Genomic DNA, 24295 nt, shown 5'->3' on the forward strand with positions numbered 1-24295 from the left:
AACTAACATTCATAATTAAATTTTTAAGTGAGATTTCAAATTTAATGAATTATCCCGACAGGAAGGCACTCACGTTCGAGCCGTGAGCGGGAACAAAAAAATAAAAATACGCTATGCCTTATTTATGGACGAATAACAAGGTAGCGGTTGAAAAAGAGGAATTAGTTCCTCGCTTCTGGAATAGTCTTAATTCTTTATTACGAGAATTAGACCGCTACAAGGATAAGCCTTACGGTATTAAGCGATTGCAACTCGGAGGAAATGGGCGAAAAATGCTCGTTGATTTTGATTCGCTGAAAGATGAAATACAAGAGGCTTTGGGTGATCCTCGAAAAGTGGATAACCCATTAGAAATGTTCTTTGAATGGGATGCTGATGCACCCACCTATTATGCAAAATTTAAACGTGCTGGTTCTGCACTTGAACAAAAAGAACAGGATCGATATGTTTTGAATGCTTCAGTAATGAAAGCGGTGATTAAATTGGAACAGGCTCGAATTTCTGAACGTGTGAAACTGAAAGGTTCTACACGTGGAATTTACGACACACTGATTAAAGATATGATTGACTTTCAGCATTATTTGAAGCTGAATTACGAAACAACACATACGCTTCCGACATCGATACGATTCAAGGATTTGTTCAAAGCCTGTAAAGAGGATTTGTACTATCCTTTGATAAAAGATCCTGAAGGTAAGAGTACACAAAATGCAAGAAAAGTAAGTGCAAGAATTGAAATGGTTTTGAACGCTTTGTTTAAAAACCAAAAACACAAACCTACACCTACTGAAGTTGCAAGAAATTATGAGGCGTTCATTAACGGTTATGCTGAGATATACGATTCGAATACAGGTGAAATCTTTGATCCAAAAGAATTTGAAAAGTTATCAAGCTCGACAATTGTAAGCTATATCAACAAATGGGAGAATGCAATTGCAACACAAAGGAGCCGTGCTGGAGATCGTCAAAAATACATTTCCAAATTTGCTCCTGCTGCTGAAATGGATTTACCTGTGTTCTCAGGTTCGCTGATGTCAATTGATGATAGACAGCCACCATTTTGGTACGACAAAGGGAAAAGAATGTGGTTTTATCTTGGTTTGGATGTCGCTTCGCAAGCATTTACGACAGTTGTTTGGGGTAAATCTAAAGAAGGATTAATCGTTGAGTTTTATCGTGAAATGGTAAGGAATTACGTCGCTTGGGGTTTAAATCTTCCCTACGAATTAGAGTGTGAGAGTTCATTGAATAGTAGTTATCGTGATACGTTGCTAAAACCAGGGCATATGTTCCAGAATGTAAGAATCGAAGCAAATAATGCACGAGGAAAATACATTGAAAGAATGTTTGGTAAGGTTAGATACGGTGAAGAAAAGAAAGCAATCGGATGGATTGCACGTCCAACTGCAAAAAAAGAATCAAACCAATTGAGTGCTGAAGAGAAAATAATCATTCCGTATGATCAATTAGTTGAAGATCGTTTGGCAGAAATTGAAAATTGGAATAATAGTCCACATCCACAAGATTCGAATTTATCTCGTTGGGATTATTTTGAACAAAATCAATCTAAAGACCTTAAACCGATTAACTGGCATGGAATACTACCATATATCGGTCATTACACTAAAACGTCGTGTAACGTTGCTAAAATCAATTTACAAGGTCGTAAACGTGCAATTGCCGAAAACGGAAAAATACTAACTGGAGAATCACTTATCGAAAAGATGAGAATGATTGAAGGAAAAGATTTAGAAGTGTACTGGTTGGATGATCAAGAAGGTAATGTGATGAAAGCTTACGCCTATTACAATGACAAATTTGTTTGTGAAATCATGGAAATGCCACGATTTAATCGTGCAAAAGCTGAACAAACAGATGCTTGTAAAGAGGCAATGTCGTTACAAAGTGCATACGCAATGACAGTTGAAATGTACACACGTGAAAAACTGAAAGGAATTGAAGATATCAATATTATCGACAGAACGCCTACACGTGTAAATAACAATTTCTCTTTTAACCGCAAACGAAAATTTGAAGTGAAAGAGATTGAAGAACCTGAGATTTTTGAAGATGATCTCGAAGAGGTTGAAAATGATTTAATGTTTAATCAAAGCAATCAATCCAATATAAAAAGTTGGCGAAGTGCTTTTCAATAAAAGAAATTATGGAATCTAAAATCCCACAACAATTTAAAAATAATGTAATCGAAGCTATAAAAGCTGATCGTGCAAACTACGGTGGTTCTACTGCTGCATATTCTAAAACAATAGGCTTGAATGAAGGTATTTTGAGTAATATTCTCAACAACAAAGATTTAGAAGGTAAAATAAGTGATTCTAATTACTTAAGAATTGGTCGTCAATTAGGGGTTAATCGTTCTCAGCACAACTGGAAAGTTACTCGCACTTCTGTTTATAATGAAATTGAAGATAACCTAAATTTCTGTAAAGAAAACAGCACTTCAATGATTTTAGTTGATGATTGTGGAATTGGTAAAACTTTTTGTGCTACACATATCGTAAGTAGAATGAAAAATGCATTCTATATCGATTGTTCTCAAACAAAAACAAAGTTTGCTTTTATCAAAGCATTAGCTAAAACAATCGGATTAGAAGGCCACGGAAAGTTCTCAGAAATCTTGGAAGATATAAAGTACTATATCACTGTTTTGGATAAACCTCTGATTGTTTTAGACGAAGCAGGTGATTTGGAATATCACGCATTTTTAGAAATCAAATCTATACATAATGCAACAGTTGGTGCTTGCGGTTGGTATATGATGGGAGCGCAAGGTTTACAACGCAAAATAAAGCGTGGTATGGAAAACGATAAAATCGGTTATGCTGAAATTTTCTCACGCTTTTCGGATGAATTTGTAACATTAGTTCCAACAGGAAAAGAAGCTCGCGAAGAATTTTATACAGACTTAATTGGAACTGTTGCTACTGCTCAAATTAATAATAAAGCGCAAGTGAATAAGCTAATAAAACAATGTATTGACAAAAAGGCTACTCTGCGAAAATTGAAAACATTAATTGAAATAGTACGAGAATAAATGGCAAGAGGATTATCACCAAAACAACTCTACGAAAAGAAGTTTAAAACCTTCGAATTTGAAGGTATTTGGAAAGATATACTTGGTGAACCTGAAAGGGGTGGTTATTGGTTGATCTACGGATTAGAAAAGAATGGTAAATCAACTTTAGCCCTTTCATTAGCTAAATATCTATCCACCTTAGAAAAAGTCGCTTACATAAGTGCGGAAGAGGGAACGGATAAATCATTCCAAGAACGCTGTAAGCGAATTGGAATAAGTAAGGATCACAAATTTATGAGTTACCCATACGATCTGTTCGAAGAATATTTAGAGCAATTCAAAGGAAGACAATTTCCAAAAGTAGTTTTCATTGACAATTTAACAGCTTATGATGGCGAAGTAGATAAGAAAATGATTTTGCAGTTAACAAGAGATTATCCCAAAATCACTTTCATCATCTTGGCACACGAGGAACGAAAAGAACCTGTAGGAGCTGTAGGACGATTAGTAAAGAAATTATCAAAACGTATTTTTCATGTAGTAGGACTTAAAGCGATTGTAACCAATCGAGATGGTTTAGGAGGCGAATATCTCATCGATGATAAAAAAGGACTACTCTATCACGGAACAAGCAACTAAAAATAACAACACTATGAATTACGAGGTTATAAAAATTGAATTATTAGCAGCTTTCCAATTCACAAGTTTTGAATGGAAAAACCAAACAAGGTATTTGTTTAATCGTTGGTCGACAATAATTGCTTCAGAACATTATTTATTGTTAGAAGATGTCACCAAGTCTGATATGATCTACAATTGGTATTTAGAACAGTTCAGAAAAGTAGAAATGAAGTTTTATCAAACCTTCAGATTTGAAATCAAAAGAATTAATGCTCCTGATGAATTGTATGAAGCATTTGAAGGAATGATCATCGAAATCGAAAATATTTTCCCACAAACATTAATCAACACTTTAAAATATGGACAAACAGTACCTAAATAAACAGCAGCTTGAGAATAGAATCAAAAAATTGAATGATTGGCTTATTCAAAATCCAAATGATCCAATGGCAGGAACAGCGAAAAATGAAGTTTTTTATTACATCGATCTTTTGTCTGAATTAGAAGAGTCTATTTATCCAACCATTTTAAATGAGTGCCCATTCCAAATTTATCAACAAATAGGTGTTTTACTATGACAGATATAAAATTTACAAACGAGCAACTTCTTTTGGTTCTTAATTACGATACAAATTCGAAAGAAGTCTTAACGCTTACCGAAAGATGTAACATTCATAAAGCAATACACAGAGGTTCTGAATTAGATCGTTCACTTCGAACCAAAATAAAAGAATTGTTACTCAAAATAAAGGTTAACAATTACAAACCAAAGTTTTTCAATTGGATTGAAAATATAGACAAAGGCGGTTTTGTCCTTCAACAAAGCAATTTAAAATAAACGTGGAATTACTTAAAATAACAAATATGACAACAATAGACATCGAGAAATTATCTCCAGCAGATTTAGAAAAATTACAATCTCAAATCAAAGAAAAGGAAAAAGCTGAGAAGGCAAAAAAGCAACAAGACAAAGATTTGCTTAAAAAATTAGAGAATGATGTGGTTCTATCTGAAGTGCCTTTTTTCATCGATAAACGTGATGATGTGAAGGAACGTTTACTTAATCTTTTCAAACACATAGAACCAGCAATTGAACTACGAGCTGAAGTGTACGGAAATAAGAAGCGAGAACAAGATTCGCACACTTTTACACTTGATGATGGTTCTGCGTCGATAAAAGTTGGTTGGAACGTAAAACCAACATTCAACGGAACAGAAGGCGAAGGAATTGTCAAGATCAGAGAGTATATGTCGAGCCTTGCTGGAGAAACTGAAAACGAAAAAATTTTAATGGAGTTCTTGGAAATCGCTCTTAAAACTGATGCGAATGGAAACTATGATCCACGAAAAGTTAGAGAATTGAACAAAATGCGTGATCGTGCAAATAACGAAATGTTTTCTGAAGGAATGGATATCATCGACAAGGCTTTGATTGATATTAGAACTTCACGTTTTGCACGAGGTTACAAAATGGTTGATTTCGGTGAAGGAAATATTAGACGTGTCAACTTTAATTTTTCAATCGATTAATGATAAAAATATTAGAAGCAATGGCAATCATGATAGGGTCATGGTTGCTATTCATAACAGGCTTATTTGTTTATATATACTTTAAAGGAACTAAAAATCACGATTAACTATGCCAAACCAAATCACACAACTATCAGACAAAGGATATATAGTAAACGGCAAGGCTGTTTATCAATCCGAATCAGGAAAATGGATTCCTGAAGTAAAATTCGAATGGTTTGAGATCTCACTCTTTAAAAACCATTTAAAAGCGATTCAAAACGACGTTAAAGTTAAATTTAAAAATATAGAGTGATGACTGTAAAAGAATTAATAGAGAAGCTTCAGAATGTTGATCAAGACAGAGATATTTATTTGGATGATGGATTTTCTTTAAATCTTATTGAAGCTGAGACAGTAGTTGAGGATAATGTAAATCAAATAATTGTTATCAGCCCAGGAGAAGCATAAAAGGATGATTTATTAGATAATATGCGATTAGTATGACAACAACAATTAACCCAAAACAAATCCAAATCATTCAAACGATTTGTGCAGGAAAATTCTCCAGCCGTGACGAGCGGTTGGAGTTTTTCTCCGAGTTTCTTTTTAGAGAGGTAAAATCTACAAAAGACCTTTCAAGAAATGAAGCTGACGATGTAATAACTTACTTAACGACTGGTAGAGTTGCAGATTACACTTCTTATGCGCTCTTTGACAAAAACAATCCTCGACACATGAAAATATTATCCTTAGCCAAAGAGTTGGATTGGATAGATGAAAAGACAGGATTTGCAAGTTTAGAACGCTTAGGCGGTTGGTTTCGATCTGCAAGATGTCCAGTACAGGATAAGAAATTAAAGGAAATGAATTACGAGGATATCTCGAAAGTCATTAAAGCTTTAGAGAATATGGTAAAATCTAAATGGAAGTAGGATGACAAAAAAAGAAAAGATTAAGGATGCGTGGGGAGATTACTATTTAGATGTAAAGGAACAGATTGATGAATACGGATTAGTGTCTGAAAAATTTTTAACCAATAATCAATGTAAAACGCTTAATGATGATTTGAGTATTGAGATTTATTCTCCTAATGAAGGTTATTATTTTTATCGTCCAAATTCACTTCAAGGAATCGAAACAAACAATGGTTGGATAAAAATTGAAAGTGAAGATGATTTACCGAAATACATAGTTGATTGCTGGATAATATATAAAGATAAAATATGCCTTTCTTTATATCAAAGCAAGCATTTTGTTTTAAAAAGTGAATTTAGTTTACTCCCTTTTAATTTAATCTCTCACTACCAACCAATCGAAAGACCTAAACCTCCAATTTATTAGATATGCAAAAAATAAAGTTTGAACTAAAAAATGATGAGTTGAATATCATTAATCAAATCATCGAGAACAGAATAAACCAGCAAAGCCTTCCAACGCCTGAAACAAGATTGGTTGAATCAATAATTTTCGAGTTGGCAGATAAAATGCTCAAAAAGTTTATTACTGAAAGAATGAATTACAAAGTTTTCAAAATAGGGTTAAAATATCATCAGGCCTATGCACTTCATTTTATTTTAAGAGATTTTCAGACCGCAGGTAGCGATAATAATTACATCAATATGGTGGTGATAAAAGTGGCAGATCAAATACATATACAATTATGAAAGGGAAAAAATACATCATAACAAGTGATCACTTTACAGGTGAAGTGATTTATGAATACAATCTTAATGGTTGGTTAATTCTCTTTCAACATAACATTTCTAACACGATTGTAGGAATTGTAAAGTTCTTTTATACCAATATACCTTACACATTAGATAAGATGGAAGAATGGAAACAAAAAGCCAAAGACTTTAAAGTCGAAGAGATACCAGCTGATTTGAGTTTTGACCGATTTTGGGAAGAATACGGAAAACATGGAACAAAATCCGTTGCAAAAAAGAAGTACGAAAAGCTAAAACCATTAGAACAATTAGCGGCTTTGTTACATCTACCAAAAGAACGTGATAAAAAGAAAAAAGACGGGACTGCAATGCCTTACGCCGAAACATATTTAAATCAGAAGAGATGGGAGTAATGGAGAAGGTTTTATATGAAAATGGTGGCGGTATGGGATTGATTCTGACAAATGGAAATGAATCAGACTTTATAAATGAAGTTTCATTAAAATTACACGGTATTGAACTAAAACCAAATGATTTTTTTGATTTAGACGGATTATTTAATCATCCAATTAGATACGCTGGCGTGCTAAAAGATGAAAAGAATGTAATGTGTTTTCATGCTGGTGATGATGAAAATCTTTTTGAAATTAATAGTTATTATTATTGTTTTTATTGGATTTCTGAACATCGAATAGCTAATAAATATAAAGAAGGAACTGCAAGGGATTTGAATTGGATTAATAATAAATGGAAATAATGAACCACGTAATGATAGATATAGAAACATTGGCAACATCAAATGATGCTGCCTTAGTTTCGATTGCCGCTGTAAGATTTGATTTAGAAACAGGAATAGTTGGCGATTCTGTTTATTTTAAGATAGACAAACAGAGCTGTATTGATTACGGTTTGCGAGTAGACGCAGACACGGTAGATTGGTGGATGAAACAAGGAAAAGAAGCACAGGAACAATTCCTAACAACTGAGGATCGTGTGGAACTACACCAAGCCTTACAAGATTTCTTTGTTTTCTTTGAGTTTGAAACCGATTTTGTTTGGGCAAATGGAATCAACTTCGATTGTGAAATTTTACGAAACGCCTACAAAGCCATAGATTTCCCATTGCCTTGGAATCATTTTAATGAGAGAGATGTTCGTACCTTAGTTGACTTTGCGCCTGACATAAAAAAATCTGAGCCATTTGTTGGTACAAAACATCATCCAATTTCAGACTGTATGCACCAAATAAAGTATTGTTGTAAGATTTATAAGAAATTGAAGTTTGATTAAAGTATTATTGTATTTTTGAAAAAATTAACGATATGAAAAAATATAAATTCATAATAATTCCAATATTAGCAGTTTTGATTTATTCTTTAATTAAATGTAATCAAACACCTAAAAAAGAATTAACACCAATTGAACTTAAGCAAAAAAATATTAATGATTCTATAGCTTTAGTAAAAGAAAAAAGAGAAAAGCAAATTGATATTGCTTTAACTACTTTGAAAGAATTAGCTAAAAAACAAATGAATGATCCAAGTAGTTTTAAATTACTGGATAGAACATCTGACCCTAAAGATAGTGTGAATGATGTTGTGAAATTAGCAATCAAATTTACAGGAACTAATAAGTTAGGAGGTGTTGTAACGAATGTTGCTCTTGGTGAAGTTGACTTAAAAACAGAACAAGTAATATTAAAAGAAATTAAATAATATTGATATGAGTACTAAATTAACAGCTGAAGAGTATAAAAAACTTGTAATGGATGTTGCAATTAAAATCAGTCCAGAAATTGTAAAAATTAAAGAAAATAGTGAATTAGCTTCAGAAGCAATTGCTTTATACGCAAGGGATATTGCAGATGCTGTAAAATCTATTTTAAATGATCCATCAGGCAAAAATTTATAAATATAAAAGCCACTCATATTAGAGTGGCTTTTTGTTTTTACGGAAAACCTTATTGTATTTATAATTTATATATTTATTTTTGTGAAAATTAACTAATTATGATTAAAAAAATTACTTTTTTCTTATTTGTAGCTTTATTGGTAAGCTGTAGTAATCCATTGGATAAAAAGTATTCTGAAACAACATTAGAACAGGATGCAAAGGCTATAAAAGAATCCAAAAAACTTTCTGATGAAGATTTACAGTTATTGGCTGGTTGGATTGTGAAAGCTAAATTAACAGGTGAATCTTTAGAAAGTAAGACTTATGATGATATTTTGAATGAAGCTAAAAATTATAAATTAGAACAAGAAAAACTTAAAATAGAAGCAGAAAAGGCAGAAGCAGAAAAAGCTAAAAAAATGACTGATGCTATTACAGTAAGTATTACAGGAAAAGGATTTATAGAAGCGGATTTTCAATCATATAATACATATAAATATGCTATAAAAAACAAGTCTTCAAAAACGATAGATGCTGTGAAATTTAATTTTACGATTTTAAACAAGTTAGGTGATGAAATTGGCGATGGATATGAATTAAGTTTGACGGATGATAAAATAGCTCCTAATCAAGTTTATATTAATGAAGCGTTTTTTGACTATAATCAATTTATGGATCAAGATATAAAGATTAAAAATTCAAAATTCGAAGATTTAAAATTTGTAATAAAAGTAGTTAAGATAGTTTATACTGACGGAACTACATTAGAATAATAGAAAATTAAAACCACTCAATACGAGTGGTTTTTTTATGCTCAAAAACAACTTTTTGCAAAAGACAATAAAGCGTATTATTTTTGTAGTATGTCAATGCCAATTAAGCCAGTAACCATAGAACTTCATAATGATATTCGTAAAGATTACGAAAAAATGAGTGCGCCTCATCCTGAATTTGGTGTACAAGAAAAAACGGATGCTTTTATCTTTCGTTCATTGGCTAAAAAGTATTACAAATCATGGAAAACAGTTGAGAAAATCATCTATAATCGTATTTAGATAATAAACTTATTTTCTTTAGGTTCAATAACCAAATCACTTGCAGAACCATCTACATAATTTTTAGTTGCAGCATAATCTTGTAACACACATTCAAAAACTTGACGGTATAAATTACCTGCATTTCCTGTATCAACTGGATGAATATCTGTACGTCTCATTTCGCTATAATTTTCGCCACTTGTTCCGTGTAATAACGAATAAATATCAGTTAGATTAGTAAGGAAATCTAAAGCACTTTGTTGGTTATGACTTCCTAAATAAGTGTCTGCAAATGTTTCGAAGTAAAGATAAATATCTACTTGTATAGTTAACGTTTGAACATTATTTCCTACATCATCAATATTTTTAGATCTAAAAGCCAAGAACACAGCAGGTGTCGGGAATGGATGTTCAGTTTCTAAAAAATTAACCTGGTTATGCCATAAGTCAATCCATCGTATTTCGTGTAAATTATCATTTATTTTATTGGAAAGTTCCAAGTATAAATCTGTCCATTGTTGCATCATTTTGGTAATATTTGTTTTTGTACATTTTGTATTTTCCAAATAATCATCTCATCAATATCTTTCATCAAAGTAGCCGAATCACCTATGTATTGACGTTGTGGAATATTAATTATAAAACTTTCTTTTTTTGTCAACGCCATTCCTTTCCATTTTTCTAAACCGCTTGCGTAGAACATAGCCCAAAAGAATTTGCGCATTTTATCAGTTACTTTCACTTCTATCGTTCCGCCTGTATTGTGTATGCCTGCGTATGGTAAACCGTCGCCAGCTGTAATTTCTACACGATTTTTTGTTGCTTCAGTAATTTTTATTGAATCTTTTAAAGCTTCAGATTTCATTAATATCTGATGCGGTTCTGCGTCCATTCGCAATACCCATGGAATAAAACTCAAATCCGTAAAGCCTTGATTATCGAAAGAACTTTTGAAAAAGGATTGTGCATGATCTGCAACCTCAACGGCTAATTCGTCCATTACCATTGCTGCCATTTTTGCAAAATCAGGAGTTTCGTTAATTGCCATTTAAAAGAGTTTTAAATTGTATTTAAATATTTTGTATATTTGTACTGTTGAGCGGGAGAAATCTCAATCAACATCCAGTAAAAGGCATAATGAAAGTTATGCCTTTTGCTATTTTATAAAATCGGCTATTGTTTTTAAATACTCAGGATAGCCTTTCTTTAAATCTCCTCTTGTAATTTTTAAAGCTTTCACATCTTCTATGTAATAAATCACAAAGTCTAAAGATTCATACTGATTAAATTTGGACCAGGATTGACGTGTAAAATCTTCTATATTCTTATTTGTTGGTTCAAACCACAATTCGATAGCTATAAAGCAATTTTCTTGATCAGATAACTGTCCGTTTTTAGCTTCACTCAATTTACCTTTAAATGCGTTATTTGTTGCTGTGCTTACATTTTTACTTGTAGGGCTAACTCTGTCTCCTTTAATTATTTTATTAGCATCAAAAATATATTCATATTCAGGATTTTTTTCTCCTTCAATGTTTAAATGTTCTCTAATGTTAATCTGAAGATTTAGAGAATCAGCAAATGTTTTAGAACCTGCAAAGTTTTTTTGGTAATCGCTTGGATCTGTAAATGGACTTACATAGAATTTAGTTCCATTATCAGATTGGTATGCTACGGTGTAAGGACAATTTGCTTTTGTGCGCTCTAAAGCATCTTTTAATGCTTGACTATGATTTGTAACAAAATCAAAATAAGGATGTGGATTTCCGTTGTTATCTGTATTTTCTTTGAATATTTGACCTGTTGAACCTACGTTAACTTTAAACTCTGGTTTAACTTCACTATCTGAAATGGTTGGAATATCTTTTGTAGCATCTTCAGCAGTTTGTACAACATAGCATCTACAACGCCATCCATTTGGAGGGTAAAAACTACGCCAAAAAGAACCATCTATCGGAGCTATAATTCCATCTAACTTTCGGTGTGCGTCACGAACATTTTTATCTCCTTGAGTTTTATATTTTAGGTTTGGATAAAGATGTTTTCTTTTTTGGTATTGTTCCCAGTTTGATGCGTGGTTTCCTGCTTGGCGTGCTGTTTGCCATTCAGCCTGTAAGTATTGAACATTGTATTTGTCATTTAGTTTTAATACTTCAGCTTTAAAATCTTCCCAATTTGTTTTTTGACCATTTCTAGTCATTAATCGGTTAATTTCTTCAAGCATTGCAGCGTCTTTTGCGCCTGAGAATTTCCAAATGTTTTGTTGAATTTTTAAAACATCTTTAGGAATTCCATCCTGGTTATTTACTTGCGTCCAATTTTTACCATAACCTTCTTTAGCTCCTTTGTTCAATTCGTTGTAAGTTTCACGAATATGGGTTTGAGATAATTGCCCAGGCTTTAATTTACCTTCGTACGTATCTCGCATTATTTGCTCCATTACTTTTTCCCAATCGGAAATATCAATGGCAAGTGGTTCACATTCTCCACAACTACATCCAATATTGTGTTCGGCTTCATTATTATAATAGGCATCAACCTCTTTTAATAATTTAGCCGTTATTACTTTTTTTTTACATCAATAGGATTTTCTTGTTGAGTATTGAATGAATTTTCACGAATACCTATAATTGGGACACCTGTTTGTTGTTCAGCAAATTCAGGATCTACAATATAATTTTGATTCATTTTATTAATCAAATCAGCCATTGCAGATTTGCTCAAGTTTTCTTGATTGTCCCATTCAAAGTAATGATTTTGTAATGGTGCATAAACAGGAGATATTTTAATTAGTTTTTGACGAAATTCACCGTTAATAATGTTTTTTACTAATAGTTTATCAGATTCAAATCGGTCATTTGCTAAACGAAATTGAATTTCTGTAGATCCAACAAAGCTTTTTTCATCTGTCAATCCAGAACCACCAAGAACTCGTTTTGAAATCTCAGAATTGACACGGTCAATTAATAAATCAAACGTGTCCGAACTGCTTACACCACCTGTATTACCAATTTCAAACTTTTCATTACCTTGACCAATCATGAAATTATTTCGTTTATAATTGATTGCCGCATTATAAAGTTCTTTCAATCGGTTGTTATCCATCCTTTCAGTAGTGATAAACAAAGGAGGTACACCAAATTTATCTACATAATCCTGCCAAGCTCCAAAACCTAACTTTTTGGCTAAAACAATTGGTGCAAGTTGTGCCAGCATTCCAAGATCATAGTTTTTACCTACTTGTAAATAATATGGTTCTAATGCACCTTCACGAAATTGCCATCCTTTAGTATCGCCAATTTCTTTGGTTATTATTCCGTTTTTTACATTGAAATAGCCTTGTTTTATTTCGTTAACTTCTTTTAGTTCGCCTAAATCATTCAAATCAAACGCTTCGATTAAAGTGCGTCCTTGAAAACGGCTCATCAAAACAAGTCGTATAAAATCTTCAAACCAAGTACGTTCGAATAAGTAAGATAGTTCGCTATTTTCATTTCCTTTTTCGTCAACAATTTTGAATGGAGAACGTTGACAGAATAATATGCGTGAATCAATCACACTGGATAAATGATTATCTAATAAAAGGTTGTTATAAAGATTGTTTAAATCTGCAAATTGTGGATCATCACGATCTGTTGCCAATGTAATCGCTGATTGCCAATCTTTCAAAGATTTAGACATCATACTTTCGGCTTGATAGTTAATTTGACTACTTGTAGATTGTGCGCCTTTGCTTACGGCTGCAACTCTTAACGTACTTTCATTTGCACGATTGATAAAATAGCCTTCAGCTTTTTGGTATATATTTTTTAAAAAATCCATTAGATATAAAAGTCTTGGTTACTCAAATTTCCACTCATAAAACTTCCATTGTTTCCTGTCGTGTCTTCAGGAGGTTTTGGTAAATCGTCTAATACAATTTTCCCAACTGATATTTTTTCCAACATTTCTTCAGCCCATTTCTTTTCGTTTTCAAAATCTGTTGGAACTTTGCGAGCTGCATTTCTACGGACAGCATCATAAATGATAAATTTTGAAAGAATACGTTTCAATAATTCATTATGAATAGGCGTATTTGTATCGAAAATCTTTGAAACATCATAGCGAGATGATAACATTGATTTGATAATGTCAATCCACTCTAATTCTGAATTTAAAAGCATTTGTTCAAAGTCTGAAGTACTTTCAATTAAAAATCGTTCGTAGATATGTGTTTTTAAATATTCTTTGTTTAAGTAAATCATATTCGTTCGTGATTTGGTTCCATTCGTCCTTGTAGTATCTCTGTATTTCGACCATAATCATAAGTGATATAAGGTTCTAAATCTTCAATCCCACCTTGATGTGCATCAGGAAAATCGTCATGTGTCTTATAACCTGGTTCAATTCCTAATAATTGAGCAATTCCGACTTGAGTGTCTTGATGAGCTTTCAATTTTATATTGTAATAAATACGTCCGTTTTGGTAGTATGGTTGTAATTTTAAAATACGATCATATTTATGTACACGTGGAGCTTGTACTTTGATAATGTTTAAGATTATTCCAAATTCAGCTTCAACTTCTCGAATTGTTCTTTCAACTTCGTCATTCCAAAATTGCGCTTCAAACTTCCAATGCACGACAACTGTTTTAGGTAGATTAATTTGAAAATTAGCCATCCATTCAACCGCTTGACGCATTTTACTTTGTTTGCAATAACTGTCAATAACCCAAAAATCTTTGTCTTTTACACCTTGCACAACAATAGAATTGTAATCGGCTGTAGAAGTTCCTGCATACGCCACATCCCAACGACCAATTATAATTTTGAATTGATTTAATTTTGGCATCGGTGCATATTGAATTTGTTCTTCTTTAAAGATTTCACCCTCAATATGTGGTTTGTTGTTATATTCGGCATAAGCTGCTAATTGTCCGATATCATCTTCAACTTCTTTGTAATAAGTTGCGCTGTATTTTTCTTTCCAAGCTGGTTCGTAGGTCACAGGATCATATGCATTAACTTGATACCATTTCCAATTTGGATGTCTATCTCTTAAAATAGTCATCATCATTATAGCAGCTGAACGGTTGTTAACGTGAATGTATCGACGTATAGCACCGTCCATAGTTGGAATTAAATCTCTTTCAATCCACCGTACCATTTCATTCATACGTTTAGGATTTTTTAATAAATCCTTTGTTTCGGTATCATCAGGTACAATATGAGTAGGACGTTTGTTTTTTACACGTAAACCTCTAACAGATTGTCCCATACCTAACGCTTGACCTATAAAACCGCCTTTTGTTACGAAAAATCCTTCTTCCCAAGAACCTGGATTGTGTTGAATACCATAATCATTAATAATTTGAGGATTAGCTTCAAATTCTGCACGTAAATCTTCTAATAATTGTGCTGCTCTATCTGCATTATTTCCAATAATAACTTCGTAAACAGGTTCACCACGAATCCATAACCAAAACGGTAATAAAATATCATTTAAAACCGATTTAGCCATAGCACGACCAAAAACACAAAACCCTTTGAATGTCGTATTTTTAGCGACCATATTAGCAAAGTCAATATGAAAATATGGTGTTGCTGCATCTGCATAATGTGGAAAATAACGTTGTACACAATAAGCAAAATCTTTTTTAGCACGTTCAATAGCCGCTTTTGTTTCTTCCTTAGTTTCAAAAGGATTACGAACACCAACTGATCGTGCTAAGTCTAATTTCTTTTTATATCGTTCAACTGCTTTTTTATCCTTTATTCGCATTTGTTAAAGGCTTTTTTGTTGTAAATGTGTGTGTGATTTTGTTTTTGGCAAAATCAAAAAAGAGGTTGGATATCCATACTTGTGTTTCTACAGCTTTACCTTTTTTTTGTTGAGGAAGCATAAAAGAATCTCCAACTTTATAACCTGTTCCACGTCTTAAAAGAAATGATCCAATTTCTAAATAATACTGTTCTTTAGATGCTTTATGTTTTTTTAAGCTTCGTATAATGATGAATAATTCTTTTATCATAATTTAAGAGATATATTGTTAAGATGTTCCTCTTGGAACTCTATTGTTTTTAAAAATAATTCGGCATTGTGAAGTTGTAGATGGTTGAAAATATCTTCCATGACTTCAATGTAAACAGCAAGTGAAATACGATTTTCTTTGTCAACATTTTCAGCTCTTTTGTTCCATTTAGCAATAGCATCATCAATTTGAACAGCTTGACTTTGTAGTGAGGCTGCTAATTTTTGATCACCAGCTTCTTTTGCATTTTCTATTTCTTGAAAAAGTTTCAATCGTTGGTCTGCAAGGTTATCTGTAACTTGATTAATTCTGTCTAATCGATTTCCAGTTGAATTTTGTTTGGCATCTCGTAGTTTCTTCCATCCATATTTATTCACCCAGTTACCAATAGTTTTTTCAGTAGCTAACCCTTTATCAGCAATTTGTTTTGCATTTAATCCTTGTGTGACATAATAGTCCTGTGCTATTTTCCTCTCTTTATCCTTTGCCATAGCACAAAGTTGCTATCATATAAAGGTATATGTAGAAATGTTGTTACAATTTATCCGTAATTCTCGGAAGATTTTGGCAGGATTTACCGACGATTTGTAACACGTTTTTTCGATTTGAGCTTATCACTCGCAACTTTGTTTTCGAATTAAGACAAATTGTAAAAATTGAAACGTGAAAAAATAAATATAGTAGCCGCTGCTTCTCCACAATCGAGATTGATTGTTGAAGCATCATCAAGTGAAGGATTGGCGACAATTCGCATCATTGATCGTATATCAGAGTATAGCGATAATTCAGCCAATAGCATACGTGCATTAATCGATGGATTTGTTTCACGAGGAGTAAATAAGGCTTCTATTTATATTAATAGTCGAGGCGGTTCGGTATTCGAAGCCGCTGAGATTATTAATGAACTTCGAAAAATAGAAGTAACTGAAATCATTGTTGGAGCAATTGCCGCTTCGGCTGCTACACGAATTTTGGTTGAATATCCTGAAAAAGTAAAAGCATATGCAACTTCTCAATTTATGATTCATAAGCCTATGATGGGAACTTATGGAAATGAGAATCAGATTGAGGCGGATTTGAAAATGCTTAAAAATTCAACAGTTGATTACAAGTCAGCTTATTCCAAAGCTTTCAATTTATCAGATGATGAAATTGAAGAGTTGTGGAAATCTGATTATTGGATGAATGCAAATGAAGCAAAATCGAAAGGTTTAATCTCAGAAATCATTCAATCAGATCAAGAAATAAAAGCAGAAGATGTAGCCTTGCTTGAGGCGTGTGGAGCGCCAACTATCCCAGAAATTTCAAAATCGAAATCAAATACTATGGACAGAGATAAATTAATATCGAAACTAAAGCTATCGGCTGATGCAACCGATGAGCAAATTGAAGCAGTATTAGATGCTCAACAAAAAAAAGCTGAAGAGGCTACAAATTTAGAAGCTGAAGCTCAACAAAACCAAGATGCACAGGCTGAATCTTTGGTTAACGAACATTTTGCTAAAAAGAAATTTACAGCTGATGCTAAAGCACATTGGAAATCATTAGCAATGGCTGATTTTAAAGGTACAAAAGCTGTTTTGGATAGTATGCCAGCAGTTGAAAAACCTAACCCTAATGAGGGAGGTACAGAAGCGCAAGTAGTAACAGAACGTAAAGGATGGACTTTGAATGATTATTTAGAGAAAGATCCTGCGGCTTATGAAAAAATGTTAGCAGAAGATCCTTCGGCTGCTGCGGAACTTGAAAACTCATATTTTAATTCTAATCAATAAACAATGAAAATTACAAAGAATTTGTTACTAACAGCTGTATTGCTGACAATTGCGACCTTATCATTTGTCTTTGGAAAAGATACAGGTACAAATATTTCTATGGCGACATTAGTTGCCTTGCCAGTTAAAAATACATTGGCAGAAAAAGAAATGTTAAAACAGTTACGCCATGAACATACGTGGGTTTCTGAAATTAGATCAAAACAACAATGGGTAAATAATGATACGATTAAAATCCCTAAACGTGGTGAAGCACCAAAAGTGTTAATTGATAATACCAATTATCCTATTGTATCAAACAAGCGTGATGATAGCCATGTGGTAGTTTCTTTACACAAGTTTGACACGGAAAACACAACTGTTACTAAAGACGAATTGTATGCTTTGCCTTACGAAAAAACGTCTGATGTACAAGAACAACATCGTGAAACATTAGAAGATGCAACTATCGAATATGGTCTTTGGGGATTAGCACCACAAAAACATGATGCTGCGAATAATCTTTTTGTTTTAGAAACTACAGGTGAAGATGATGGTACAGGTCGTAAAAAATTAACTTCAAAAGATTTGCGTGGTTTACAAGCTACGATGAATAAAAAAGGAATTAACAAAAATGGTCGTGTATTATTATTATCTGATGATCATGTATCTGATTTATTAGATGAGGATAGAAAATTCTATACACAATATCAAAATCATACTGAAGGTTCAATCTCTAAAAACTATTATGGTTTTATCGTTTATGAAGATTCTACAACACCTGAATATGACGATACAACAAAAGAGAAATTAGCTTATGGTTCTGCAACAGTTGGTCGTAAATCATCTGTAGTATTCCATAAAGGTTCAACAGCGAAAGCAACTGGAACGATTGAACGATTTGCACGTGATGCTTCTAATGATCCTGAGAATCGTGAACATACAATCGGCTTTAGATTGTGGCATATCATCGTTTCGTATGGTGTGGAAGGTTCAGCGGCTATTATCTCAGGTAAAGTCTAATATCATCGTAATTTATTTATAACTAAAAGCTCATTTAGCCTCGAGCGATGAGCTTTTTTTAAAAAAAAAGCTGCAATGTCAAAACAATATAGCAAATCAGAATTAGAAAAAAAATCAGTAGAATATTTTAACCAAAACAAAGAGGTTAAAGAAATATTCTATACAACAGACGGACAACCATTTTTAATGGAAAATCGTGCAGATATTCATGCAAAATCATCAAAGTTAGATGTGTTTGGGTTTAAAAATCCAAATGAACAATCTGAAACAAATGATGAAATAGGTATTGAATCAAGCGCTCCAGTATTAATAGGTGCAATTCAACTTTATTCGGATGTAGAGAAGTTGAAATTATTCTTAATTCAAGAAAATGAAAAAGCAAAACCACGTACAAAAGTTGTAAATGCTTTAGAAAAACGTATCGCAGAATTGAATACTGATTCTGATGATTTAGGATCTGAAGACGAAGGTCAAGAAGGTTCGGAAGATAAAAAAGAAAACCAAGATAATCCAGAATAATGGCTCAAACAACAGGTGTAAATATTAATAGACTTGAAGGTGGTTTAGGTCGTCGCTCGGATAATACCGATAATTATGCGGCTCTAATTATGCCTATACCTTTGGCAAGTCTCAACTTAGAAGCTAAAACAGCTGTCAAGTTATTGCAAGTAGAAGATGCTATTGCAATTGGTTTGGATGAAAGTTTTGATGCAAATAATAAAGTCCTTGCACATCATCATATTTCTGAAATCTTCCGTTTAGATCCAAATGCAACTTTATTTCTAATCGGATTAGAAAAAGGAGCTGAAGGATTATTAGTAAAAGAATGTATCGCTGATATATTACCAACAATACGTGCAAACAAGGATATCAAAGGACTTGCATTTACAGGCTTTAATGACACGTTAGAAACATTGGTTACTGATATAGAAACAATACAAAAAGATTTAGTAGATGCTCTTTTTGCAGAAAGTCGATTTGTTGATTTTGTTTTATTAGAAGGGAAATCACCTACAAAAATCAATCCTACGAATGCACATGATTTCAGAACGAAAAATGCTAAACAGTGTTCAGTAGTAATTGCACAAGATCCATTTATTGCGAATCAAGATTTAGCTTATAAAAATTATGCTGCAATTGGTTCTGCATTAGGAATGCTTTCGGTAAGAAAAGTTAATGAAAACTTAGGTTCTGTAGATGTTGTGAATAAGCCAAATTTTGCAAAAGGACAATTGGATTATCCATTAACAAATTCGCACAAAGATTTATGGTTGACTTCATATTTATCTGATGGAACGCTTACAGAATCATTATCAAAAGTTGATTTGAAAACATTGGATACAAAAGGTTATATCTACACAACTTCTTATGAAGGTTATGCTGGTGTTTACTTTTCAAATTCGTGTACAGCAATCGTAAAAACATCTGATTACGCTTACATCGAAAATAATCGTGTATGGAATAAAGCGGCTCGTATTATTCGTCAAACATTAATACCTCGTATCAAATCTACTTTCAAGAAAGATCCATCAACTGGGTTTATCAAAGATAGTACAGTTGCATATTGGATTTCATTAGTGAATAATGCATTAGAGCAAATGCAAAAAGATGATGAAATCTCAGGATTTGATTTTTATATCAATCCAAAACAATATGTAAGTGATGATTCACCTATTAAAGCTAAGGCTCAAGTAGTAATGGATGGAATTGTACACGAGTTTGATGTCGATTTAGGTTTAACAAATGAAATAGCATAATATGTCACAAACAACTATTATAAACAAATTTGGAAAGATGCAGGGATGGAATTCCATTACCATAAATCTTTTAGGGCGTGATGTAGAAGGGATTACTCAAATTTCTTACAATGATTCTATCGAAATGGAAAACGCCTACGGAGGTGGAAAGTTTCCTATAGGTCGTGGTGATGGGAATTATGTTGCTGAAAATCCAAAACTTACTTTATACAAAGAAGAATGGGATGCAATTCAAAGCGCAATTCCTCCAGGATCACGTGTACAAGAAATTGAACCATTTGATGTAATTGTGATTTACAAACAAAAAAGTGGCTTGATTACAAAAGATATCATTCGCAATTGTCAATTTACAGGACGTGGTGTTGAAGCTGCACAAAACGATAAAACATTAACATACGAAGCTGAGTTGATATGTTCGCATGTCGATTGGAACGTAGTTATTTAATCTTTTTCTTTTAATATTTAAAAGGCGTTTAAGCCTTGTTTAAACGCCTTTTTATACTTCTATAGTGTAATGGTAATGCACGTTAGCTTTTCTGCTAAAGGACAAGGTTCGATTCCTTGTAATTGTACTAAAAAATTATAAATATGTCTTACGATTTAGATGCTTTAAAAGCAAAATATGGTAAAAAATTATCTGAATTAACAGTTACAACTTCTGAAGATGAAACTTTTGTTTTTGTACTAAAAAAACCAAGTCGTCATGTAATTGAAGCAGTTTCAGATTTAGAATCTGAGAAAAAAGGACGTGTGGCAGCAGTTAGTAAAATTATGATGACAAACTGCGTTGTTGCAGGAAATATGGAAGCTTTAGAAGATGGTGAAGTTTATTCAACTGTTTTAGAAGAGGTAGGTAAATTATTTACAAAGGCTTCTGCTACTATAAAAAAGCTTTAGCCTCGTCTGAAATAAATCCTGAAGACGGGGAATCAGATCCGCAATGGATAAGGAAAATAAATGCAATTATCAGAGTTGAATTAGGATTAGATCCAAATCAATTGTCAGATAAAGAATGGGCAGAACGATTTAATGATTGGGTTTATGTCCATAGTCTAAAATTAAAATTACAAATAGAACCACAAGAACTTGCCATACTAAAAGCACTTTCGAAAGCATTTTCAAAAAAACAAAATGAGTAATACATCAACAAAATGGATAATTCAATTAATCGACAAGATATCGGCACCTGCTAAAAAGGTGACGAAATCTGTTGATGAAGTTACTCAAGCTGTAGAAGATGTTACGGATGCTGTTCAATTTAATGAACGTGAAACAAAAGAAGCTTTAGTAAATTCAAAACAATATTATGACGAATTAGCTGATAAAGTTAAGGAAGCAGAAAAAGAGGTAAAAGAATTAGGAAAAGCGACAAAAACTTCTGCTCCTGGTCAAATGGGTGCTGAAGTTCAGGAACAGTTTGAAAAAGCTAAGAAAAGAGCAAATAATCTTCGTGAAGCCTTACAAGGTGCTGAAGATGATATTGAACACTTAACAAAAAAATCGAAAGAGTTTGGTCAATCAACGAATGGTTGGGAGAATGTTTCTACAGGAATTAACCAAACTATCGAAATGGTTGATCGTTTGGCAAATGGATTTAATTTTTCAACTGATATTGTTACGCTTCGTTCAGATATTCAACGATTGACTGATACTTCAGGAAAGGAGTTAGATGACTTGACAGCTAAAGCTTATAAATATGGTAAAATCTTCAAAGAAGAACCATATAAAATTGCTCAAGCTGTAAATGCAATGACGCAAGCAAATGGTGGTTCATTTCAAGAAAACTTTGATTTAATTGAACAAGGCTTTGAGAAGGGAGCTGATGCTAATAAAGACATGTTGGATCAGTTGCGTGAATATCCTGGTTTTTTTCGAGAATTAGGTTTAACAAATGCTCAAGCTGTAGCCGTAATGGCTCAAGCTGGTAAAAAAGGAATCTTTTCTGATAAAGCAATTGACTCTTTGAAAGAGGCACAGATGTCAGTTACCGAAATGACAAAAACTCAAGTCGATGCCATTACTGCAATTGGTTTGAAAGTAAAAGATCTTGAAGGTAAAACAGCATTTGATGCAATTAGAATGATTTCTGAAAAAATGAAAGATTCTACTGCACAAGCTCGTCAACAAGTTTTGGCAGATATTTTCAAAGGTGCTGGTGAAGATGCTTCTCGTGCATGGATTGAAGGTTATGCTTCTCTTGATTTAGATCTTAATAAGATTAAAAGTGTTGAAACAGCAAACAAAGGTTTAAAATCTTTTATAGCTGATGTTCAATTATCTGTTAGTAAGGTTGTTGGGGGGGCTGGCGAATACTTACAAGTAATCTCACAAATTGGTCAAGGTGCTTTAGGTTTAATAGGTGTTTATTCAACAGTTAATGGATTAATTGCTTCTAATCGTGCAATCATGGCAACAACTGCTGTTAGTACAGCAGGTGTTGCAACCGCACAAACCGCCGCAACAGTTTCAGCTTTTACATTATCAGGAGCAATTCGTGCTATTGGTGCTGCAATTACAAGTATACCTGTTATTGGTTGGATATTGGCTTTAATTGCTGCTTTGATAGGCTTATTTACCTATTTCTGGAATACTTCAGAAGAGTTTAGAGGTTTCTTTTATGGGATTTGGGAAGTTGTAAAGTTAGTATTTACTAAGATATGGGATTTTCTACAACCAATACTCGAGGCTATTTGGCAGGTTTATAAATCTTATGTTCAGACAATGTGGAATTTTTGGTCTTCTGTTTTTACGTGGATTTATGAAAAAGTGGTTTTAGTCTTCACGAGTATTTACAATACAATAACTACTGTAATAACCAATGTTTACAATTTTATTAAAGCATACTTAAATGTTATTGGAAGTGTTTTTCAAACGGTATTTGGAGGTATTTACGATTGGGTATCAGGAATATTTGATGCCATTTATCAAAAAATAAAAATTGTTTTAGATAAAATTAAACAGGCAATATCTGTAGTAAAAGGTTGGTGGTCAGATTTCAAATCAGAAGCAGGTGAAGCTTATCAAAAAGGTTATGCTAAAGGTAAAAATAAACCTGAAAAAGAAGAAAAATCAAGTATTAATGATTTAGTAAAAGGTAAAGCTCCAACTCTATCTTTTTATAATGATGGTTCTAAACCTGATAAAGAAAAAAAAGGATCTAAAAAGAATGGAACAAAAGAAGGTGACATGAGTATCTCAGGATCTAAAGGTTCTACATCAATCACCATGACAATCAATAATTATTTTACTTCTAAAGGAAATACTGATGTTCGATATTTAGCAGAAGCTGTAGCTTCTAAAATAGGAGATCGTTTAGAAGACGCTATGATTTCAATTGGATAAATTATGAGTTACAACTTACCACATATATTCAGAACAGCATTTGGTATAAATGCTCCAATCTATTTAGCAGATGTTTATTCATCAAATGATAGTAATGGTAAAGCTATTTATTCAGATGTAAGTGTTGTAAAGGCTCAACAAGCTGAAAAATTATCTTGGATGGGTACGCCAATAATGTTTCCTATTGTTTTCAAGGGTGGTACTTATAAAAAGTATAATCCTAAAGGAGAATTAGTAGGGAAAGATTTTCAAGATTTTGATATGCCAGCAACATCATTAGTTGATTTTTCAAGAGCAAAGAATATTACAAGGACTGATGTTTTAGGTAGTAACGGAACAGTAAAAGAAATTTACGGTTTTGATGATTGGAGTATTCGTATTAGAGGGCTTTGTTTGAATGAGCCAAGATTTAGAACAGCTACTGAGCAAAAAGAAAGATTGTTAGAGTTCGAAAATATAGCTGGAAGTATTGATGTATTAGGATCTCTTTTTATTGAAAAAGGAATTCATGCCATAACAATTGAATCAATAGATTTTCAACAAGTGCAAGGTAAACCTGATGTTATTCCGTTTGAGATTCGTGCAATATCTGATGAACCTCTTTTATTAACCTTAGAAGAATTTGAGTAATGACGTTAGCT

Annotated in this window: 36 protein-coding genes; 28 read left to right on the forward strand and 8 right to left on the reverse strand. The window is 32.8% G+C overall.

The genetic code is table 11. The features are described from left to right. Positions 1-113 precede the first annotated feature (113 nt). The 19 genes from HXZ74_RS10990 to HXZ74_RS11080 all read left to right on the forward strand — a co-directional run bounded on the left by HXZ74_RS10990 (position 114) and on the right by HXZ74_RS11080 (position 9785). Positions 114-2156 (forward strand): hypothetical protein, encoded by a 2043-nt coding sequence (locus tag HXZ74_RS10990; protein WP_286475398.1) that lies wholly within the window; start codon positions 114-116, stop codon positions 2154-2156. 8 nt (positions 2157-2164) lie between these two features. Beyond that, complete coding sequence (locus HXZ74_RS10995; protein ID WP_286475400.1) at positions 2165-3055, forward strand: AAA family ATPase; 891 nt, start codon at positions 2165-2167, stop codon at positions 3053-3055. Next, a complete protein-coding gene (locus tag HXZ74_RS11000; protein ID WP_286475403.1) occupies positions 3056-3676 on the forward strand; it encodes an AAA family ATPase in 621 nt (206 codons plus the stop codon). A gap of 13 nt (positions 3677-3689) precedes the next feature. Beyond that, positions 3690-4040 carry a hypothetical protein gene (locus HXZ74_RS11005; RefSeq protein WP_286475405.1) on the forward strand — a complete coding sequence of 117 codons (351 nt, stop codon included), beginning with the start codon at positions 3690-3692 and terminating at the stop codon, positions 4038-4040. Next, complete coding sequence (locus HXZ74_RS11010) at positions 4018-4236, forward strand: hypothetical protein (protein ID WP_286475407.1); 219 nt, start codon at positions 4018-4020, stop codon at positions 4234-4236. The genes HXZ74_RS11005 and HXZ74_RS11010 overlap by 23 nt, the downstream gene beginning before the upstream one ends. Beyond that, positions 4233-4496: a hypothetical protein gene (locus tag HXZ74_RS11015; protein WP_286475410.1), complete on the forward strand. Its 264-nt coding sequence runs from the start codon at positions 4233-4235 to the stop codon at positions 4494-4496. Before HXZ74_RS11010 ends, HXZ74_RS11015 begins: the two co-directional genes overlap by 4 nt. Before the next feature lie 26 nt (positions 4497-4522). Continuing rightward, a complete protein-coding gene (locus HXZ74_RS11020) occupies positions 4523-5188 on the forward strand; it encodes a hypothetical protein (protein ID WP_286475412.1) in 666 nt (221 codons plus the stop codon). A 109-nt stretch (positions 5189-5297) separates the two neighbouring features. Beyond that, a complete protein-coding gene (locus HXZ74_RS11025; protein WP_286475413.1) occupies positions 5298-5483 on the forward strand; it encodes a hypothetical protein in 186 nt (61 codons plus the stop codon). Further along, positions 5483-5638 carry a hypothetical protein gene (locus HXZ74_RS11030; protein WP_286475414.1) on the forward strand — a complete coding sequence of 52 codons (156 nt, stop codon included), beginning with the start codon at positions 5483-5485 and terminating at the stop codon, positions 5636-5638. The genes HXZ74_RS11025 and HXZ74_RS11030 overlap by 1 nt, the downstream gene beginning before the upstream one ends. A gap of 266 nt (positions 5639-5904) precedes the next feature. Then, the gene (locus tag HXZ74_RS11035) at positions 5905-6102 is read left to right on the forward strand and encodes a hypothetical protein (RefSeq protein WP_286475415.1); all 198 of its coding nucleotides are present in this window, start codon (positions 5905-5907) and stop codon (positions 6100-6102) included. Between the two features lies 1 nt (position 6103). Next, the gene (locus HXZ74_RS11040) at positions 6104-6511 is read left to right on the forward strand and encodes a hypothetical protein (RefSeq protein WP_286475417.1); all 408 of its coding nucleotides are present in this window, start codon (positions 6104-6106) and stop codon (positions 6509-6511) included. Between the two features lie 2 nt (positions 6512-6513). Beyond that, positions 6514-6834, forward strand: coding sequence for a hypothetical protein (locus HXZ74_RS11045; protein ID WP_286475419.1), 321 nt, complete (start codon positions 6514-6516; stop codon positions 6832-6834). Beyond that, complete coding sequence (locus tag HXZ74_RS11050; RefSeq protein WP_286475421.1) at positions 6831-7250, forward strand: LvrA C-terminal domain-related protein; 420 nt, start codon at positions 6831-6833, stop codon at positions 7248-7250. Before HXZ74_RS11045 ends, HXZ74_RS11050 begins: the two co-directional genes overlap by 4 nt. Next, positions 7250-7594 carry a hypothetical protein gene (locus HXZ74_RS11055; protein ID WP_286475423.1) on the forward strand — a complete coding sequence of 115 codons (345 nt, stop codon included), beginning with the start codon at positions 7250-7252 and terminating at the stop codon, positions 7592-7594. Before HXZ74_RS11050 ends, HXZ74_RS11055 begins: the two co-directional genes overlap by 1 nt. A gap of 11 nt (positions 7595-7605) precedes the next feature. After that, positions 7606-8127, forward strand: coding sequence for a 3'-5' exonuclease (locus HXZ74_RS11060; RefSeq protein WP_286475425.1), 522 nt, complete (start codon positions 7606-7608; stop codon positions 8125-8127). 32 nt (positions 8128-8159) lie between these two features. Then, positions 8160-8552, forward strand: coding sequence for a hypothetical protein (locus HXZ74_RS11065; protein ID WP_286475427.1), 393 nt, complete (start codon positions 8160-8162; stop codon positions 8550-8552). A 7-nt stretch (positions 8553-8559) separates the two neighbouring features. Next, complete coding sequence (locus HXZ74_RS11070) at positions 8560-8748, forward strand: hypothetical protein (protein WP_286475429.1); 189 nt, start codon at positions 8560-8562, stop codon at positions 8746-8748. A 98-nt stretch (positions 8749-8846) separates the two neighbouring features. Beyond that, the gene (locus HXZ74_RS11075) at positions 8847-9503 is read left to right on the forward strand and encodes a hypothetical protein (protein ID WP_286475430.1); all 657 of its coding nucleotides are present in this window, start codon (positions 8847-8849) and stop codon (positions 9501-9503) included. A 90-nt stretch (positions 9504-9593) separates the two neighbouring features. Then, entirely contained in the window at positions 9594-9785 is a 192-nt protein-coding gene (locus HXZ74_RS11080; protein WP_286475432.1) for a hypothetical protein, read from the forward strand. Here HXZ74_RS11080 and HXZ74_RS11085 read toward each other — a convergent pair. The 8 genes from HXZ74_RS11085 to HXZ74_RS11120 form a co-directional block, all read right to left on the reverse strand. Next, entirely contained in the window at positions 9782-10294 is a 513-nt protein-coding gene (locus tag HXZ74_RS11085; RefSeq protein WP_286475434.1) for a hypothetical protein, read from the reverse strand. The two genes, HXZ74_RS11080 and HXZ74_RS11085, sit on opposite strands and share 4 nt — an antisense overlap. Next, on the reverse strand, positions 10291-10815 hold the full coding sequence (locus HXZ74_RS11090) for a phage virion morphogenesis family protein (protein WP_286475436.1): 525 nt from the start codon (positions 10813-10815) through the stop codon (positions 10291-10293). The genes HXZ74_RS11085 and HXZ74_RS11090 overlap by 4 nt, the downstream gene beginning before the upstream one ends. Before the next feature lie 108 nt (positions 10816-10923). Next, complete coding sequence (locus HXZ74_RS11095; RefSeq protein ID WP_286475438.1) at positions 10924-12207, reverse strand: phage head morphogenesis protein; 1284 nt, start codon at positions 12205-12207, stop codon at positions 10924-10926. A 122-nt stretch (positions 12208-12329) separates the two neighbouring features. Continuing rightward, on the reverse strand, positions 12330-13589 hold the full coding sequence (locus HXZ74_RS11100) for a phage portal protein family protein (RefSeq protein ID WP_286475439.1): 1260 nt from the start codon (positions 13587-13589) through the stop codon (positions 12330-12332). Beyond that, entirely contained in the window at positions 13589-14011 is a 423-nt protein-coding gene (locus HXZ74_RS11105) for a hypothetical protein (RefSeq protein WP_286475441.1), read from the reverse strand. The genes HXZ74_RS11100 and HXZ74_RS11105 overlap by 1 nt, the downstream gene beginning before the upstream one ends. Continuing rightward, positions 14008-15528 carry a hypothetical protein gene (locus tag HXZ74_RS11110; RefSeq protein WP_286475443.1) on the reverse strand — a complete coding sequence of 507 codons (1521 nt, stop codon included), beginning with the start codon at positions 15526-15528 and terminating at the stop codon, positions 14008-14010. The genes HXZ74_RS11105 and HXZ74_RS11110 overlap by 4 nt, the downstream gene beginning before the upstream one ends. Next, the gene (locus HXZ74_RS11115; protein ID WP_286475445.1) at positions 15512-15778 is read right to left on the reverse strand and encodes a hypothetical protein; all 267 of its coding nucleotides are present in this window, start codon (positions 15776-15778) and stop codon (positions 15512-15514) included. The genes HXZ74_RS11110 and HXZ74_RS11115 overlap by 17 nt, the downstream gene beginning before the upstream one ends. Further along, positions 15775-16269: a DUF1804 family protein gene (locus HXZ74_RS11120; RefSeq protein ID WP_286475447.1), complete on the reverse strand. Its 495-nt coding sequence runs from the start codon at positions 16267-16269 to the stop codon at positions 15775-15777. The genes HXZ74_RS11115 and HXZ74_RS11120 overlap by 4 nt, the downstream gene beginning before the upstream one ends. Before the next feature lie 165 nt (positions 16270-16434). Between HXZ74_RS11120 and HXZ74_RS11125 the strand changes: the two genes are divergently transcribed. From HXZ74_RS11125 to HXZ74_RS11165, 9 genes are all read left to right on the forward strand, one after another. Then, positions 16435-17553 (forward strand): ATP-dependent Clp protease proteolytic subunit, encoded by a 1119-nt coding sequence (locus HXZ74_RS11125; protein WP_286475450.1) that lies wholly within the window; start codon positions 16435-16437, stop codon positions 17551-17553. A gap of 3 nt (positions 17554-17556) precedes the next feature. Continuing rightward, the gene (locus tag HXZ74_RS11130) at positions 17557-18555 is read left to right on the forward strand and encodes a hypothetical protein (RefSeq protein WP_286475452.1); all 999 of its coding nucleotides are present in this window, start codon (positions 17557-17559) and stop codon (positions 18553-18555) included. Positions 18556-18630: 75 nt separating this feature from the next. Then, the gene (locus HXZ74_RS11135) at positions 18631-19074 is read left to right on the forward strand and encodes a hypothetical protein (RefSeq protein ID WP_286475454.1); all 444 of its coding nucleotides are present in this window, start codon (positions 18631-18633) and stop codon (positions 19072-19074) included. Continuing rightward, on the forward strand, positions 19074-20312 hold the full coding sequence (locus HXZ74_RS11140; RefSeq protein ID WP_286475456.1) for a DUF2586 family protein: 1239 nt from the start codon (positions 19074-19076) through the stop codon (positions 20310-20312). The genes HXZ74_RS11135 and HXZ74_RS11140 overlap by 1 nt, the downstream gene beginning before the upstream one ends. A 1-nt stretch (position 20313) precedes the next feature. Beyond that, positions 20314-20757, forward strand: a complete 444-nt coding sequence (locus HXZ74_RS11145; RefSeq protein WP_286475458.1) for a hypothetical protein — start codon at positions 20314-20316, stop codon at positions 20755-20757. Positions 20758-20900: 143 nt separating this feature from the next. Beyond that, entirely contained in the window at positions 20901-21209 is a 309-nt protein-coding gene (locus HXZ74_RS11150; protein ID WP_286475460.1) for a hypothetical protein, read from the forward strand. A 101-nt stretch (positions 21210-21310) separates the two neighbouring features. After that, on the forward strand, positions 21311-21451 hold the full coding sequence (locus HXZ74_RS11155) for a hypothetical protein (protein ID WP_286475462.1): 141 nt from the start codon (positions 21311-21313) through the stop codon (positions 21449-21451). Continuing rightward, complete coding sequence (locus HXZ74_RS11160; RefSeq protein WP_286475464.1) at positions 21444-23654, forward strand: phage tail tape measure protein; 2211 nt, start codon at positions 21444-21446, stop codon at positions 23652-23654. The genes HXZ74_RS11155 and HXZ74_RS11160 overlap by 8 nt, the downstream gene beginning before the upstream one ends. Positions 23655-23657: 3 nt before the next feature. Then, complete coding sequence (locus HXZ74_RS11165) at positions 23658-24284, forward strand: DUF6046 domain-containing protein (RefSeq protein WP_286475466.1); 627 nt, start codon at positions 23658-23660, stop codon at positions 24282-24284. The last annotated feature ends 11 nt before the right edge of the window (positions 24285-24295 follow it).

Source organism: Empedobacter sp. R750, from assembly GCF_030324345.1.
GTDB classification, from domain to species: domain Bacteria; phylum Bacteroidota; class Bacteroidia; order Flavobacteriales; family Weeksellaceae; genus Empedobacter; species Empedobacter falsenii_C.

What these genes read in the sequence shown, in the direction of transcription:
- HXZ74_RS11100 (WP_286475439.1), bottom strand. Translation starts at nt 13,589, where the DNA reads ATGGATTTTTTAAAAAATATATACCAAAAAGCTGAAGGCTATTTTATC.
- HXZ74_RS11110 (WP_286475443.1), bottom strand. Translation starts at nt 15,528, where the DNA reads ATGCGAATAAAGGATAAAAAAGCAGTTGAACGATATAAAAAGAAATTA.
- HXZ74_RS11085 (WP_286475434.1), bottom strand. Translation starts at nt 10,294, where the DNA reads ATGATGCAACAATGGACAGATTTATACTTGGAACTTTCCAATAAAATA.
- HXZ74_RS10995 (WP_286475400.1), top strand. Translation starts at nt 2,165, where the DNA reads ATGGAATCTAAAATCCCACAACAATTTAAAAATAATGTAATCGAAGCT.
- HXZ74_RS11075 (WP_286475430.1), top strand. Translation starts at nt 8,847, where the DNA reads ATGATTAAAAAAATTACTTTTTTCTTATTTGTAGCTTTATTGGTAAGC.
- HXZ74_RS11090 (WP_286475436.1), bottom strand. Translation starts at nt 10,815, where the DNA reads ATGGCAATTAACGAAACTCCTGATTTTGCAAAAATGGCAGCAATGGTA.
- HXZ74_RS11120 (WP_286475447.1), bottom strand. Translation starts at nt 16,269, where the DNA reads ATGGCAAAGGATAAAGAGAGGAAAATAGCACAGGACTATTATGTCACA.
- HXZ74_RS11025 (WP_286475413.1), top strand. Translation starts at nt 5,298, where the DNA reads ATGCCAAACCAAATCACACAACTATCAGACAAAGGATATATAGTAAAC.
- HXZ74_RS11070 (WP_286475429.1), top strand. Translation starts at nt 8,560, where the DNA reads ATGAGTACTAAATTAACAGCTGAAGAGTATAAAAAACTTGTAATGGAT.
- HXZ74_RS11010 (WP_286475407.1), top strand. Translation starts at nt 4,018, where the DNA reads ATGGACAAACAGTACCTAAATAAACAGCAGCTTGAGAATAGAATCAAA.
- HXZ74_RS11045 (WP_286475419.1), top strand. Translation starts at nt 6,514, where the DNA reads ATGCAAAAAATAAAGTTTGAACTAAAAAATGATGAGTTGAATATCATT.
- HXZ74_RS11130 (WP_286475452.1), top strand. Translation starts at nt 17,557, where the DNA reads ATGAAAATTACAAAGAATTTGTTACTAACAGCTGTATTGCTGACAATT.
- HXZ74_RS11080 (WP_286475432.1), top strand. Translation starts at nt 9,594, where the DNA reads ATGTCAATGCCAATTAAGCCAGTAACCATAGAACTTCATAATGATATT.
- HXZ74_RS11160 (WP_286475464.1), top strand. Translation starts at nt 21,444, where the DNA reads ATGAGTAATACATCAACAAAATGGATAATTCAATTAATCGACAAGATA.
- HXZ74_RS11035 (WP_286475415.1), top strand. Translation starts at nt 5,905, where the DNA reads ATGAAAATATTATCCTTAGCCAAAGAGTTGGATTGGATAGATGAAAAG.
- HXZ74_RS11105 (WP_286475441.1), bottom strand. Translation starts at nt 14,011, where the DNA reads ATGATTTACTTAAACAAAGAATATTTAAAAACACATATCTACGAACGA.
- HXZ74_RS11145 (WP_286475458.1), top strand. Translation starts at nt 20,314, where the DNA reads ATGTCACAAACAACTATTATAAACAAATTTGGAAAGATGCAGGGATGG.
- HXZ74_RS11140 (WP_286475456.1), top strand. Translation starts at nt 19,074, where the DNA reads ATGGCTCAAACAACAGGTGTAAATATTAATAGACTTGAAGGTGGTTTA.
- HXZ74_RS11015 (WP_286475410.1), top strand. Translation starts at nt 4,233, where the DNA reads ATGACAGATATAAAATTTACAAACGAGCAACTTCTTTTGGTTCTTAAT.
- HXZ74_RS11000 (WP_286475403.1), top strand. Translation starts at nt 3,056, where the DNA reads ATGGCAAGAGGATTATCACCAAAACAACTCTACGAAAAGAAGTTTAAA.
- HXZ74_RS11095 (WP_286475438.1), bottom strand. Translation starts at nt 12,207, where the DNA reads ATGGAGCAAATAATGCGAGATACGTACGAAGGTAAATTAAAGCCTGGG.
- HXZ74_RS11050 (WP_286475421.1), top strand. Translation starts at nt 6,831, where the DNA reads ATGAAAGGGAAAAAATACATCATAACAAGTGATCACTTTACAGGTGAA.
- HXZ74_RS11065 (WP_286475427.1), top strand. Translation starts at nt 8,160, where the DNA reads ATGAAAAAATATAAATTCATAATAATTCCAATATTAGCAGTTTTGATT.
- HXZ74_RS11055 (WP_286475423.1), top strand. Translation starts at nt 7,250, where the DNA reads ATGGAGAAGGTTTTATATGAAAATGGTGGCGGTATGGGATTGATTCTG.
- HXZ74_RS11005 (WP_286475405.1), top strand. Translation starts at nt 3,690, where the DNA reads ATGAATTACGAGGTTATAAAAATTGAATTATTAGCAGCTTTCCAATTC.
- HXZ74_RS11060 (WP_286475425.1), top strand. Translation starts at nt 7,606, where the DNA reads ATGATAGATATAGAAACATTGGCAACATCAAATGATGCTGCCTTAGTT.
- HXZ74_RS10990 (WP_286475398.1), top strand. Translation starts at nt 114, where the DNA reads ATGCCTTATTTATGGACGAATAACAAGGTAGCGGTTGAAAAAGAGGAA.
- HXZ74_RS11165 (WP_286475466.1), top strand. Translation starts at nt 23,658, where the DNA reads ATGAGTTACAACTTACCACATATATTCAGAACAGCATTTGGTATAAAT.
- HXZ74_RS11115 (WP_286475445.1), bottom strand. Translation starts at nt 15,778, where the DNA reads ATGATAAAAGAATTATTCATCATTATACGAAGCTTAAAAAAACATAAA.
- HXZ74_RS11030 (WP_286475414.1), top strand. Translation starts at nt 5,483, where the DNA reads ATGACTGTAAAAGAATTAATAGAGAAGCTTCAGAATGTTGATCAAGAC.
- HXZ74_RS11020 (WP_286475412.1), top strand. Translation starts at nt 4,523, where the DNA reads ATGACAACAATAGACATCGAGAAATTATCTCCAGCAGATTTAGAAAAA.
- HXZ74_RS11150 (WP_286475460.1), top strand. Translation starts at nt 20,901, where the DNA reads ATGTCTTACGATTTAGATGCTTTAAAAGCAAAATATGGTAAAAAATTA.
- HXZ74_RS11135 (WP_286475454.1), top strand. Translation starts at nt 18,631, where the DNA reads ATGTCAAAACAATATAGCAAATCAGAATTAGAAAAAAAATCAGTAGAA.
- HXZ74_RS11040 (WP_286475417.1), top strand. Translation starts at nt 6,104, where the DNA reads ATGACAAAAAAAGAAAAGATTAAGGATGCGTGGGGAGATTACTATTTA.